Source organism: Sphingomonas sp. CFBP 13733 (assembly GCF_014841795.1).
In the GTDB taxonomy this organism is placed as follows: Bacteria; Pseudomonadota; Alphaproteobacteria; order Sphingomonadales; family Sphingomonadaceae; genus Sphingomonas; species Sphingomonas aerolata.
The window spans coordinates 167,518-179,999 of record NZ_JACYUP010000005.1; the positions used below are offsets into that span (position 1 = coordinate 167,518).

At 63.9% G+C, this 12,482-nt stretch carries 12 protein-coding genes and 1 tRNA gene; 6 read left to right on the forward strand and 7 right to left on the reverse strand.

The annotated features are described in order from the left end of the window. The first annotated feature begins 46 nt into the window (after positions 1 to 46). From IFT71_RS21220 to IFT71_RS16885, 3 genes are all read left to right on the forward strand, one after another. Entirely contained in the window at positions 47 to 226 is a 180-nt protein-coding gene (locus IFT71_RS21220) for a hypothetical protein (protein ID WP_206757456.1), read from the forward strand. A gap of 13 nt (positions 227 to 239) precedes the next feature. After that, on the forward strand, positions 240 to 2,897 hold the full coding sequence (locus IFT71_RS16880) for a glycoside hydrolase family 30 beta sandwich domain-containing protein (protein WP_192142367.1): 2,658 nt from the start codon (positions 240 to 242) through the stop codon (positions 2,895 to 2,897). A 68-nt stretch (positions 2,898 to 2,965) separates the two neighbouring features. Beyond that, positions 2,966 to 3,112 (forward strand): hypothetical protein, encoded by a 147-nt coding sequence (locus IFT71_RS16885; RefSeq protein WP_192142369.1) that lies wholly within the window; start codon positions 2,966 to 2,968, stop codon positions 3,110 to 3,112. A 222-nt stretch (positions 3,113 to 3,334) separates the two neighbouring features. Here IFT71_RS16885 and IFT71_RS16890 read toward each other — a convergent pair whose 3' ends face one another. Together IFT71_RS16890 and IFT71_RS16895 are read right to left on the reverse strand one after the other, a co-directional pair. After that, positions 3,335 to 3,754, reverse strand: a complete 420-nt coding sequence (locus IFT71_RS16890; RefSeq protein ID WP_192142371.1) for a BLUF domain-containing protein — start codon at positions 3,752 to 3,754, stop codon at positions 3,335 to 3,337. Positions 3,755 to 3,990: 236 nt separating this feature from the next. Beyond that, the gene (locus IFT71_RS16895; protein WP_192142373.1) at positions 3,991 to 4,470 is read right to left on the reverse strand and encodes a hypothetical protein; all 480 of its coding nucleotides are present in this window, start codon (positions 4,468 to 4,470) and stop codon (positions 3,991 to 3,993) included. A gap of 77 nt (positions 4,471 to 4,547) precedes the next feature. Between IFT71_RS16895 and IFT71_RS16900 the strand changes: the two genes are divergently transcribed. Beyond that, complete coding sequence (locus IFT71_RS16900; RefSeq protein WP_192142375.1) at positions 4,548 to 5,753, forward strand: tyrosine-type recombinase/integrase; 1,206 nt, start codon at positions 4,548 to 4,550, stop codon at positions 5,751 to 5,753. Between the two features lie 225 nt (positions 5,754 to 5,978). On the opposite strand, the gene IFT71_RS16905 is transcribed toward IFT71_RS16900, so the two are convergent. The 5 genes from IFT71_RS16905 to moaA form a co-directional block, all read right to left on the reverse strand. Beyond that, positions 5,979 to 6,833: a helix-turn-helix domain-containing protein gene (locus IFT71_RS16905; protein WP_192142378.1), complete on the reverse strand. Its 855-nt coding sequence runs from the start codon at positions 6,831 to 6,833 to the stop codon at positions 5,979 to 5,981. A 13-nt stretch (positions 6,834 to 6,846) separates the two neighbouring features. After that, the gene (locus IFT71_RS16910) at positions 6,847 to 8,112 is read right to left on the reverse strand and encodes a phage integrase central domain-containing protein (RefSeq protein ID WP_192142380.1); all 1,266 of its coding nucleotides are present in this window, start codon (positions 8,110 to 8,112) and stop codon (positions 6,847 to 6,849) included. Positions 8,113 to 8,270: 158 nt separating this feature from the next. Beyond that, positions 8,271 to 8,345, reverse strand: a tRNA-Asn gene (locus IFT71_RS16915). A gap of 90 nt (positions 8,346 to 8,435) precedes the next feature. Beyond that, positions 8,436 to 9,215, reverse strand: a complete 780-nt coding sequence (locus tag IFT71_RS16920) for an NAD kinase (RefSeq protein ID WP_192099059.1) — start codon at positions 9,213 to 9,215, stop codon at positions 8,436 to 8,438. Then, positions 9,212 to 10,240: a GTP 3',8-cyclase MoaA gene (moaA, locus tag IFT71_RS16925; protein WP_192142382.1), complete on the reverse strand. Its 1,029-nt coding sequence runs from the start codon at positions 10,238 to 10,240 to the stop codon at positions 9,212 to 9,214. The genes IFT71_RS16920 and moaA overlap by 4 nt, the downstream gene beginning before the upstream one ends. Positions 10,241 to 10,355: 115 nt before the next feature. Between moaA and IFT71_RS16930 the strand changes: the two genes are divergently transcribed. Beyond that, positions 10,356 to 12,041, forward strand: coding sequence for an EAL domain-containing protein (locus IFT71_RS16930; protein WP_244655007.1), 1,686 nt, complete (start codon positions 10,356 to 10,358; stop codon positions 12,039 to 12,041). Between the two features lie 17 nt (positions 12,042 to 12,058). Further along, positions 12,059 to 12,481: a YybH family protein gene (locus IFT71_RS16935; protein WP_192142384.1), complete on the forward strand. Its 423-nt coding sequence runs from the start codon at positions 12,059 to 12,061 to the stop codon at positions 12,479 to 12,481. Position 12,482 lies beyond the last annotated feature (1 nt).

The following is a 12,482-nucleotide window of genomic DNA, read 5'->3' on the forward strand; positions in this document are numbered from 1 at the left end:
CATCGCGCGATCGGCGTCCCCTGACTCATGCCCGAAGGACCTCTCCATGGCTCGTAATCCACGTTTTGGCCGCCCTGGTGGCAGTCGCCGTCTCACCAGCTTGGCGGCAGCCGTCGTCATCAACGGTGGTGGCGTCATCGTCATCCCAACGCCGACGCCGACGCCGACGTCTGGGGCCTTCTTCACCGATCCATTCTTCACCAACGGCATGTTCGCTCGCGCATAAAAGGTAATTCGATATGACGATTAAGCGCTCTTTTGACACTTCGACCCTCGCAGCTGACGCGATCGAAACGCTGAACCAGATCCTCCCCGGTCGCGGCTTGACGGGGGACGCTCCATCTGGGCAGCGGACCTCGTTGAGCCTATCGCCGCCCATCATCGATACTACGATGACGGCTTTCGCTCCGCTCACAGGCCTGCCTGGCGCGACCATCTATGTCGACGGAACCGAGACCTATCAGCAGATGTTCGGCGCGGGCGCATCGCTCACGGAGAGCTCGTGCTATGTCCTTCAGACGAATTGCACCCCGGCTCAGCGCAAGGCAAATCTGACTGAGGCGTTTGGCAAAGATGGCTTCTCGACTTGCCGGATCTGTATCGGCGCGTCGGACTTCACGCACCGCGGCCCGCTTGGCTACTACACCTATTGCGACGACTGGGACGGCGCCGACGTCACGATGCCGACGTTCACGATCCAGAAGGATCGCGAGTTCATCATCCCGACGCTTCGCGAGGCGCTGGCGATCAACCCCAATTTGAAATTCATTGCTTCGCCTTGGACGCCGCCAGCAGTCATGAAGTCGACCAACTCGTTGCTTGGACGGCCAGATGGCGTGACGAGTATGTTTATCGGCAACACGACGAACTACACGGCTTATGCCAATTACTTCGTCAAGTTCCTTAAAGCATATGCCGAGCTTGGCATCCCCATCTGGGCTGTTACGACGCAGAACGAGGCAGGCTACGGCCCGCCGAGCTACCCCGGTTGCGTCTGGACCGGTGCGCAGATGGCCGCATTCGTCAACATCCTCAAGCCGGCCTTGATGGCGGCGGGCTTCGGGCATGTCCGCGTTCTCGTCGGCGATCACAACTGGCATAACCTTTCGGGCTACACCGGTGCCAGCGGCGGCCATCTGGTCCGTGATGTCTTCGCTGAACCATTGGCCGGCGATCTGGCCGATGGCGCCGCTGTTCATGGGTACAGCACGACCGGCAAGAATGAGTTTGAGCAGCTTCGGACGTGGACTCGCAGCCGCAAGGAAACTCACTTCACCGAAATGTGCTTGGTCGGCAATCTTTCGAACAAGGTGTCCCTGCAGCAGCACCTTGCGAATGCCATCATCGGCGGCATCCGCGCAGGCCAGAACTCAGTCACTTTCTGGAACCTGTTTCTTCGTCCGCTGTCTGGTGGCCGTTATCAGCCGTTCGCACCGTCCTATGCTCAGGTTGCACCCTGCGCGACGATCTCGACAGACGGCAACGGCACGATGGTCAAACGGCCCGAATACATGGCGCTTGTGCATCTGTTGAAGGTCATGAAGCCCGGCGCGCGACGCTGCTACAGCACGACGCTCGGCGTGGGTGAAGCCAGCCTTGAAGTGCAGAACGTCGCGTTCGCGAACCGCGACGGCACGACCGGCGTACTGCTGTACAACAACGCGGACACCACCAAGTCGATATCCCTGATCGACGGTCCATCCGGTCTCGTGTCGTTCCTGACGCTCGCGTCAGGCGATATCGTATCGGTCAACTATACCGCGCCAAAGGGTATCCCGGCTACTGGCACCGTGTCCGCGCCGTCTGCTGTCACGGGGTTTAATGCATCGTCGGCGAGCAACGCCAACACCTTGACGTGGACCGCACCAGCGGCACCCGATGCGGGCGGGCTCGGCGGCTACCTCATCAAACGCGGGACGGTTGCGGGGTCGGCCACACTGGTCGTCGGCGCTGCTGCGGCCGGCGAAACGACGTTTGTCGATATCGACGTCGTTGCGGGCACCACCTATTTTTATCAGGTGTTCGCTCTCAGCGCAGGTGGTCTTTCTGCAACGGGGCCTGAGACGTCAGTCACGACCGTGGGCGCGACGTCCGCAGTACCTGGCGCTCCTGCCATCTCGGTTACCCCGGGCAATGCACAGAACATCATCGCCATGCCGTCGCCGCCTGCAAACAATGGCTCGGCTATCACCAGCTACAACCTGTATCGCTCGACCAATTCCGGCGGACAGGGGGCCACGCCATTCGTAACTGGGGTCACGTTCCCATACACCGATACGGGCCTGACGAACGGCACGCCGTATTATTACACTGCGACGGCAGTGAACGGTATCGGACAGGGGCCGCAGGGCGTAGAAAAGTCAGGCATTCCGTCTGTCGCCAGCGCGAACGTCAAGCCGGGGCCGGGTATCCTTCTTTCTGATGACACCGGTCAGGCGGTTCAAACTGCGCGGGGTGGAAATCCACAGGGTTGGTCGAACACCAGCTTCACGTTCTCGCCAGCTACCTCGGTGTCGAGCCAGCGCAATGCAGTTGTGGGGCCTGACGGTGTAACGAAGGACGCCAGCACTCAGACGTTCACGAACACTGGCGCCACCGGCGGCTATGGTAGTGTTGAATGCGGATCGACTGTCTTTGTGAGTGCGAGCCCCATCACGGCGTCGATCTGGCTTCGGGGCAAGGTCGGCGGGGAGCTTGTCGAGCTTACCGTGATGACCGAAAAGCACGCTAACACGAGCAAGGCTTCTGTTACCCTCACGACCGAGTGGGCCAAGTACACTGTGACTCACGCCACTCCGACGTCAGGAACCGGCGCAATTCTTGGCGTCGCCTACCGACCAAACACGTTCAACGGATCCATGTCGTTCGACAGCGCATGGCCGACCATGACGCAGTAAAACGCTGGCTTACAGCGCGACGGCGCCCCTCACTGACAATTGTACTGGCGGGGGCGCCGGGATTCATCATGTCGATCAACGACACGCCGTTCATCCGCGAGACCTTCTCTGCTTTCGAGATCCAGGAAGTCGAGACGGCCTGGACGATCAGCACGGAGGCGACCGGTGCCGGCGCCAAGGTCACCGAGCTGATTATCCGCAGCAGGCCCGCCTAATCGGCGTCGCGCGGATGCCTGATCCAAAACTCAACTAGGAAGGAGGTGATTTCAATGCGCTATTGGCCCATCGGCAAGCCCGTCAAGTAACGGATGCGCCCGGCTCTAATGAGCCGGGCGGCAGCACAAAAGGGCGGGGTATCGCCTGTATAAAAGCGGGGTACATGGGGCCGGAAAGTACTGAAAACCCGTGGCCGCGGGGGAGGGATTCACTGAGAATTCTCAGGCTTGTAAACGTCGACGCAGTGACAGGGCTGCAAATCCGATAAAGGCTGCTTTAATTGAGTCAGATTTAACGTCAGCAACGTGTTTCTTTACGCGTTCAAGAAACTCTTTTCCGTTAAGAGAGTCACTTACGTTTTGGTATTCGGTTGCCCACCAATTGAACTGTCGATAGTTGGTTTCAATAGTGTCAAAATAGGTAATGCTATCGTGACGTGGATCTTTCTCGATTCGGTCCATAACAACCTGCACCGCTGCAGCGTCTCCTTCTAAAGCTTGTATAAAGCGATTGCCGTCAAACAGTAGCAGGCCAGTAATGTTTAGCGAGTGATTTTTAGAAGCGGCAACGTCACGAAGGTCGGAAAACTCCGAGGTTGAAAAACTGCGTTTAGCTCTGCTTGTGTAAATAACGACCCGCATCCCAACCCCGTGCTTATAGTTATAGTATGCCGATCAAAGCATAGTAGCTTGCAGGCATATCAAACCGTTTATTAACTGGAATCAAAAGCCCGGCCAATAGGGTGGCGGACCGTGGGTATATCTTTACCCAAGGTGGGGTATTTCTATACCTGAAGTGGGGTATCTTACATCCGCAAAGCCGCAGAAAACCGTGGCCGCGGCGGAGGGCACCTCCGCCGCTCCGTGCGGCCTGACTGCTATTTGCCGGCCAAATTGTGCGGCTGGATTGGCATATTGGCTGGCGACGAATTAGGCGAATTTGCCTTATGAGAGGCCAGCTGCTTTTCTCGTAAATGCATTGTGTTGCCCACCAAATAAATGGGTGCACCGGCGAGAAGCAGCCAAAGTTGAGCCCTTCGCCACTTCACCTGCCTGCGGGACATCTCGAAAAACTGATCCGCGTGCTCAATCTGAGTGGCCTCGGGATCCTTGTTCCGCATCGCAAGGTTGAGTGTTAAATTTGCTCGCAAGGTGTTCTCGATCGCATCCGATCGGAAGATGCCGCTTGCAAAGCTCAAGCACCACAAAATTGTAGCCGTAGCCGCGACGTAAAGGCTTGGCGCGAGCGTCCAGCTGCTAGTTTCGTGAAGAGCGAACCCAGTCGCGGCGCCACCTGCAGTCATCAAGACGCCGACGCCTTTTGCGAGCGCATCTGTGTGTTTTTCGGCGAGGTCCATCAACTGATGTTGGCCAACTTCTCAAGGTGAATCCAGCCAAATTCGCGATCTGCTTAAACCATGTTTGAAAGGTGCTTATGCTCACTAACGCCGCGGTGAAAGCCGCACGGCCGCGCGCGGCCGCCTACAAGCTATTCGACCAGGGCGGCCTGCACCTTTACGTTGCGCCAACAGGACGGAAGTCTTTCCGGATGAAGTTTCGTCTCGGCGGCAAAGAGCAGCTGCTGACGATCGGTGCCGTTCCCGAAGTGTCGCTGGATGCAGCTCGGGCTCGTTGCAACCAGGCGCGCGAGCAGCTCGGCCGCGGCGTGGACCCGCGCACTAGTGATGCCGCCCCGGCAGGCCGGGCTCGTGCTTTCGAGCACGTCGCGCGCCAATGGCATGCGCACAAGCGCCGGCGCTGGACGGACGTTCACGCGGCCGACGTCCTTGCCAGCCTCGAGCGCGACGTATTCCCGGCGATCGGCGCGATGCCGATCGGCGCGGTAACCGTTCCGGTCATTCTCAACGCGCTGCGCGGCATCGAGGAGCGCGGCAGTCTCGAGACGGCGCGACGCGTGCGCCAGCGGATCTCGGCGGTATTTGCCTATGCAATGGCCGAGGACCTGGTCGACCAGGATCCGGCCGCGATCGTCAGCCGGGCGCTGACCCCGCCGGCGCCGGCGCAGCATCATCCAGCGCTCCTCGAGATCGAGGATGCTCGCGCGCTACTCGCCGCGGCCGAGCTGGTCGACGTCGCGGCGGTCGTGAAATTTGCGTCGCGGTTCCTAGCGCTGACCGCGGTCCGATATGCCGCGGCGCGCGGCGCGCGCTGGGAAGAGCTCGAGGACCTCGATGGGCCGGCGCCGGTGTGGCGCGTGCCGGCCGCGCGCATGAAACTTGCCGCGGCGAAGAAGCTCGATGCCAAGAACGATCACCTGGTGCCGCTGTCGCGCCAGGCGGTCGCGCTTATGCATCAGGTCCGCGAGATTATGCATCGTGACGATGCAAATACGCATGGTCTGATCTTCGAGCGGGCGCACGGCGCCCCGATCGGGGAGAAGGCGATCGGCGCGCTCTATGAGCGTGCCGGTTTCGCGGGCCGCCATGTTCCGCACGGCTGGCGCGCGACGTTTTCGACCGTGATGAATGAGAGAGGGCAGGGGGCAGACCGCGACGTGATCGATCGCGCGCTCGCTCATTCGCCAAAGGACAAGGTCGAGGCTGCGTACAATCGCAGCGAGCAGCTTCAGCGACGGCGCGCGCTGTTCCAAGAGTGGGCGGATCTGTTGGTCGGGATCTGAAGGGTGCCGCATGCGCGACGCCGGATTAAGCCACGGATTTTCGTTTCACTCCCCCACCGACAGCCCGGGGCGGCGCAAGCCGCCTCGTTCCGACAGCCGGGTCTTGGCGGTCGGGTCCTTGAGGCATGCCGTTTCGGCTCTGGGGGAATATCAAATTAACGCCGGGTCCGCGTTCAGCGGAGACGTTCCTTATTCATCATGTCTGAATGCAGGATAGAGCACATTTCATGTACTCGCGTTGTCGAACGAAGAAGCTGCGCTCGCGAGGGCTTCACGCAGCGGCGCGTATTGAACTTCCCGCGGCGCATCGGGCACCAAGGCGGCAGGGACGGCCCCCAGGCGACGAAGCTTCGCGACCAAGATCTGCATGTACCGCTGCCAGGTATGGGGCTCCATGCTGCGCCGGTGGTCGAAATAATAGGCGTTAGACGTCTGCTCGCGCTGGGGGGCGAATTCGCCTTCATTGTTTGTCCGGATGCTCCGGCGAACCCAGTCAATGAAGCCGCGCGCCTTCAGGCGCGCGATCGCCGCAACCGCCGCATTTCGGCTGCAGACCGCCCATTCCGCGATCGTCTGGTAGGACGGGAACAGCGCTCCGGTGGCGTGATCGATCCGCTCGAGCAGCACCTCGAGGACGGTGATGTCGACGCGGGTGAGCCTAACGTCGGCGCGCGCGATCGTCGCGTCGAGCCGGTCGATCTCGTGCCGGATCGTCGCTGGTCGACCGATCGGGGGCTGCCCCTGCGCGACGAGCGCCGCCAGTTCGGCCGCGAGCGCGGTACGTTGTTCGCGAATCTCGCGGAGGCGACGGTTCGGCAGGCGCTCCCAGTCTGTCCGGCGCTGCTCCTTAGCGGTTTTGATCAGCGCCTCACGGTGGATCACGCCTTGCGCATGTGATCCATCGCCGACCTTCTTCCACGGCTGTGCCCGCTTGTCGTCGACGTCGTAGCTGTTTCGCCGCGGGACCTTGCGCCCCTCACCATGATCCGGCCCGCGAACCTTCTCCGCGAATCGCGCGCCGGCGCCACGGATCAGGTTGCGAACAGCCGTGGCGGACGGCGCGCCGTCTGAACGGCGCATCACGCTGCACCTGCTACTGCGCGGTGCGCTCTGCCAGTTGTTGGGCTGACTGAAGATCGACGATCAGGAGGTCCGCCCACGCCTGCGCAATCGCGCGTCGTCGCGGCATATACATTGCTCGATTGTACGCAGCTTCCGACGCCGACATTCCGGCCGGAACGTGAGCCAGCATCAGATCGATTACGCCCCGATCGCCGGTGCGATCGTCTACGGCCGCGAGTTCGTTCATCACCGTCGAGAACGTTGCTCGCCAACCATGAGGGACGTGCCGGCCGCGCTGCCCGGCGTCCCGATATAACTTGGACAGCGTATTGTCGCTTAGCGGGTTCTTCGGACTTCGGACGCTGGGGAAGAGCAGGGGCCCGCCCCCGAATCGTAACAACGCAGAGCGCACGATCTCCACCGCCTGCGTCGATAACGGAATGACGAACTCGAAGTCCGCGTCGTTCTTGCGCTCGACCGTCAGCTTCATCTTTTCCGCCGGCACTCGCCACAGCGGCGTTGTCGAATCGAGCCCCTCGAATTCCTGCGGCGCTGCCATTCGGACGACGCCGGGACGCGCTGCGGTCAGCGCCAACAGGCGCGATGCGAGCTTGGTCGCTGGGAATGCGTCCATCGCCTCGACCCGTGCCAGTACCGCAGTCGCTTCGCTCACGAGCCGCACGGCTGGCCGCCGTCCTTTCGTCATGGGCAGCAAGGCTGGCTTCACTACGTGGGCGGGATCCGTGTCGGTCAGACCGGCCCCGATCGCGTACAGGAAGATCTCTGACATATGTTGCCGCAAACGATGCGCCGTCTCGATCGCCGCACGTTCCTCGACCGCTCTGAGCGCCTTCAAGACCATCGGTACCGTGATCGAGCCGATCGGTACGTTGCCCAAGGATGGGAAGACGTCCTTCTCCATGCTCGCCAGCGCCTTCGCGGCATATCGCGGCGACCAAGTGGGTTTCTGCGAATCGTGCCAAGCTCTGGCGATCGGCTCGAACAGGCGAAGCGATTCGGATGCGATCGTGGCCTCGCGTTGCTTCCGCTCGATCGCCGGGTCGATCCCGGCCCGAAGCAGCAGCCGCGCGGCATTCCGCAATTCTCGGGCATCCTGCAGCGAGACCTCCGGATACCCGCCGAACGTCAGCCGCTTTTCCTTGTTGCCGAATCGATATTTCATCCGCCAGGATTTGAACCCGGTCGGTGTGACATAGAGGTACAGACCGTGCGCGTCGGAAAGCTTCTGCGGCTTCTCGGCCTTCCGCGCATTTCGACACTTGGTGTCGGTCAGCACGCGATGCCCCTAGCCCGGAAAATTGGTGTCCCCAAAGTGCCCCCGCTTGGGGCCGGATGCCCCCGGTCGGCTTCGAACCGCCGCGAACTTCAGATGTATGGATTTCCGCGGGCGTGCAAGCCTCCGCGGCCGTCTCGGCACCCCCGCGAACGAGGAAATGGCTCCCTGAGTAGGATTCGAACCTACGGCCACTCGATTAACAGTCGAGAGCTCTACCGCTGAGCTATCAGGGAACGTTGCCGGAGGCGGCTCTATAAACGGCCAGTTGGACGATGCAACCCGGTTTTTGTCGATTTCTGCAACAAATTGCGCCGGGGCCGGGGCTATGCTGCGAACTGTTCCATCGTGATGCGGTCGTCGAGCGCATGCTCGGGATCGAAGAGCAGGGTGAGTTCACGCGCACGGTCCATGCAGATGTCGACCTGTGCCACGTCGCGGATCTCGCGCTGGTCGGCGACCGCGGAGACGGGGCGTTTGCCGGGGTCGAGGACGCGGATGCCGATCCGCGCCTTGTCGGGCAGGATCGCACCGCGCCAGCGCCGCGGGCGGAACGGGCTGATCGGCGTCAGCGCGACCATGCCCGAACCGAGCGGCAGGATCGGGCCCTGCGCGGAGAGGTTGTAGGCGGTCGAGCCCGCGGGCGTCGCGACCAGGATGCCGTCACAGGCCAGTTCGGCGAGCACGACGCGGTCGTTGACCGTCACCTCGAGCTTGGCGGTCTGGCGCGTCTCGCGCAGCAGCGAGACCTCGTTGATCGCGGGGAGGGTGAGGGTGCGTCCGTCGATTCCGGTCGCGGTCATGCTGAGCGGCGTGACCTTGAACGGCTTGGCGCGCAAAAGCCGGTCTTCGAGGCCGTGATGCCGCCACTCGTTCATCAGGAAGCCGACGGTACCCAGATTCATTCCGAAGACCGGGACCGCGGGCTTGCGCCGTTCCAGCATCGCATGGAGCGTCTGCAGCATGAACCCGTCACCGCCGAGCGCGATGACGACATCCGCCTCCTCGGGCTCCACCCAGTCGCCCAGATCGGCGAGCTGGGCGGCGGCGGCCTGTGCCGGCGGGGTGGCGGAGGCTACCAGCGCCCGGCGGACATAGTCGGTCACCCGCCGGTGACGCTCATGTGACGCGCGACCGCGGGACCTTCGCCCTCGCCGATGCGGAAGTCGTGCCGCTTGGGCTTGGCGTAGAGGCCAGCATCGATCGCCTCGTCGAGCCCGGCGATGCCGCCGTCGCGCAGCGCACCCTTGAGGTCGACCTGATCATCATGCCCGAGGCACAGGTACAGTTTGCCCTCGGTGGTGAGGCGCACGCGGTTGCAGCCTTCGCAGAAATTGGCGGTCAGTGGCGAGATGAGCCCGAGCCGCGTACCGGTGCCGTCGACATTCCAGTAGCGCGCCGGTCCGCCGGTCTTGTACGAATCGCGCTCGAGCCGGAACCGGGTCTCGAGATCGCGGAACACGCCGGTGAGCGGGAGGAAGCGGTCGGTGCGATCCTCGTCGATCGCACCGAGCGGCATCGTCTCGATCAAGGACAGGTCGAACCCCTCGTCACGGCACCAGGCGAGCATCGGTGCGATCTCGTCCTCGTTGAAGCCCTTGAGCGCGACCATGTTGATCTTGATCGCGAGCCCCGCATCGCGCGCCGCCATGATGCCGCCGATCACCTGCGCGACGTCGCCGTGCCGGGTGATGTAGCGGAACCGTTCGGGATCGCGGCTGTCCATGCTGACATTGACGCGGCGGATGCCCGCATCGACCATCGCCGGCGCATGCTCCGCCAGCCGCGTGCCATTGGTGGTCATCGTCAGCTCCTCGAGCCCGCGGCCGAGATTGCCACCCAGTCGCTTGACGAGATCGCCGACGTCGCGGCGGACGAGCGGCTCGCCGCCCGACAGGCGGATCTTGGTCACGCCGCGCGCGATGAACCGGTCGGCGATGATCGCGATCTCGTCGAGGCTCAGCAGCTTTGCGCGCGGCAGGAAGGTCATCGCCTCGGACATGCAGTAGCGGCACCGCAGATCGCAGCGGTCGGTGACCGAGATCCGCAGATATTTGATCGTTCGCTGATGCCGATCGACCAGCGGACGATCGACGGTCGCGGAGTGGCTCGAAGGGGAGTGAGACGCCATAGCAACAGAGCTAGGTGGTGCAGTGTCGAGCGGCAAGTGCGTTCCAGGATTGGCGACGGGCGATGGGGTGGCTAGGTTGTCGGCGATGACACCGGCCACACTGGATACAAAGGACATGCTGAACAGAACGATGCTGTTCGCATGCTCGTTCCGTCACTTCGCGGAGATCGCTGATATTGCGGTGGCTTGCGGTTGGGATGCGGTGGTCACTGCGACCGCCAGCGGTATCGACCCGGCCTATGTCGAAAGCGGCGCGCCGGTCGTGCTGATCGATGCGCGCGGGGCGATCGCGCAGGGGCTGGCGGCGGCGCAGACGATCGCCCCCCGGGTGGCCGAGGATGGCGGGGCGCTGCTGTTCGTCCTGTCGCGCCGCGACTGTACGGCGCTCGACCGCGTGTTCGAGCTGGGGGCGACGCATTTCCTGATCGACCCGGCGAGCGACGGCGAACTGATCCAGTCGCTGCGCTTCGCGGCGCGCCATGTGACGCGCGCGCCGGGCCGGCCGGGCATCGTCGACCGCCGCGACGCGATGGCCGGCGCACGCTTCGGCCGCGATCCGAACCTCGCGCAGCAGTGGATCGCGGCGCGGATCGGCGACGCACAGCCGGTCTCCGTCGTGCTCGTCTCGCTGTCGCGGCTCGACATCGTCAACGCCGCGCATGGTCGGCCCGCGGTCGATTCGCTGATCGAGGTCGCGGTCGAGCGGGCGGAGGCGGTCGCGGCCGAGGCGATGGCAGGCGCGGCGCGCGTCGCGCGTCTCGGCGGCGCGGATCTCGCGCTCGTGGTCGGGGCCGGGGCCGCGGACATCGCCGCGCTGATCGCGGCGCTCGACGAGGCGCTGGCGCGGCCGTTCGCGGTCGCCAATGCGCTGGCGGTACTCGGCTGCCGGTTCGGCGTCGCGAGCCACCAGCCGGGGGATCCGAGCGATCCGGCGGACGGTGCCGCGACGCTGATGCGGCGCGCGTTCGGTGCGCTCGCCAAGGCCAAGACCAGCGACGGCGCGATGCTGCAGATCGCATCGGCGGCGCACGACATGTCGCTCGATGCGCTGGCGATCGACCTGCATCACGCGATCGAGCTCGACGAGATCGACATCCGCTTCCAGCCGCAGGTCGAGATTGCGAGCGGGCGGATCACGGGCGTCGAGGCGCTCGCGCGCTGGGATCACCGCAAGCTCGGCCCGCTGGGGGCGGATGCGCTGTTCGCGGCCGCGGACCGCGCCGATCTGGGGATTGCGCTGTCCGACCATATCCAGCGGCTGGTCCTGGCACGCGCGCTGGCATGGCCCGAGGCGCTGGCGACGCTGCGCGTGTCGCTCAACCTCACCGCGGCGGATATCGCGCGGCCCGGCTTCGCCACGCTGTTCCTCGCGCGGGTCGACGATAGCGGCTTTCCGCGCGGTCGCCTGACCGTGGAGATCACCGAGACCGGGCTGATCGCGGATCTGGCCAGCGCGTCGACGCTGCTCACCGAATTGCGCGGGGCGGGGTGCCGCGTCGCGATCGACGATTTCGGCACGGGCTATTCGAGCCTCGCCTATCTCAAGGACCTGCCGCTCGACTATGTGAAGATCGACAAGGCGCTGGTCCACGACATCGGCGGCAGCCCGCGCGACCGGGTCGTCGTCGCCGGCGCGATCACGATGGCGCGGTCGCTCGGCCTGTCGGTGATCGCCGAGGGGGTCGAGACTTGCGAGCAGCTGGAGCTGCTCGCGGCGTGCGGGGCCAGCCTGTATCAGGGCTTCCTGCTGTCCGAACCGGTCGGCGACGCGGCCTTGCTCGAACTGGTGACCCGGGCGTGAGCCGGGCAAGATCGGCGATGATCATCGTGGTTGCCGCAGCGACGGCCGTCACGCCCGTGCTGGCCGCCCCCGACCGGGCGCCCGCATCGGTGGCGATCCGGGAGGCGATGGCGGCGAGCGCGGCGGGGTGGAATGCGGGCGATCTCGCCCGGTTCGTCGCGGTCTATGCCGAGGATGCGGTGTTCGTGACGCCCAAGGGTCTGGTGCGCGGAAAAGCCGCAATAACAGCAAGATATGCGCCGAGCTTCACGGACGCTGGCAATACCCGGGGGCGGCTGAGTTTCGTTCCGGCCGAGCTGCGCGGGATCGATCCGACGCATGCCTTGCTGGTCGCGCGGTGGACACTGACCGGCGCGACCTCGACCGAGACGGGGATGACGACCTTGCTGTTCGAGCGGCGCGGTGATGCGTGGAAGATCGTCGCCGACCACAGCAGCTGAG

Coding starts and splice junctions, on each gene's coding strand:
- IFT71_RS21220 (WP_206757456.1), top strand. CDS start 47: ATGGCTCGTAATCCACGTTTTGGCCGCCCTGGTGGCAGTCGCCGTCTC.
- IFT71_RS16880 (WP_192142367.1), top strand. CDS start 240: ATGACGATTAAGCGCTCTTTTGACACTTCGACCCTCGCAGCTGACGCG.
- IFT71_RS16885 (WP_192142369.1), top strand. CDS start 2,966: ATGTCGATCAACGACACGCCGTTCATCCGCGAGACCTTCTCTGCTTTC.
- IFT71_RS16890 (WP_192142371.1), bottom strand. CDS start 3,754: ATGCGGGTCGTTATTTACACAAGCAGAGCTAAACGCAGTTTTTCAACC.
- IFT71_RS16895 (WP_192142373.1), bottom strand. CDS start 4,470: ATGGACCTCGCCGAAAAACACACAGATGCGCTCGCAAAAGGCGTCGGC.
- IFT71_RS16900 (WP_192142375.1), top strand. CDS start 4,548: ATGCTCACTAACGCCGCGGTGAAAGCCGCACGGCCGCGCGCGGCCGCC.
- IFT71_RS16905 (WP_192142378.1), bottom strand. CDS start 6,833: ATGCGCCGTTCAGACGGCGCGCCGTCCGCCACGGCTGTTCGCAACCTG.
- moaA (WP_192142382.1), bottom strand. CDS start 10,240: ATGGCGTCTCACTCCCCTTCGAGCCACTCCGCGACCGTCGATCGTCCG.
- IFT71_RS16930 (WP_244655007.1), top strand. CDS start 10,356: ATGCTGAACAGAACGATGCTGTTCGCATGCTCGTTCCGTCACTTCGCG.
- IFT71_RS16935 (WP_192142384.1), top strand. CDS start 12,059: ATGATCATCGTGGTTGCCGCAGCGACGGCCGTCACGCCCGTGCTGGCC.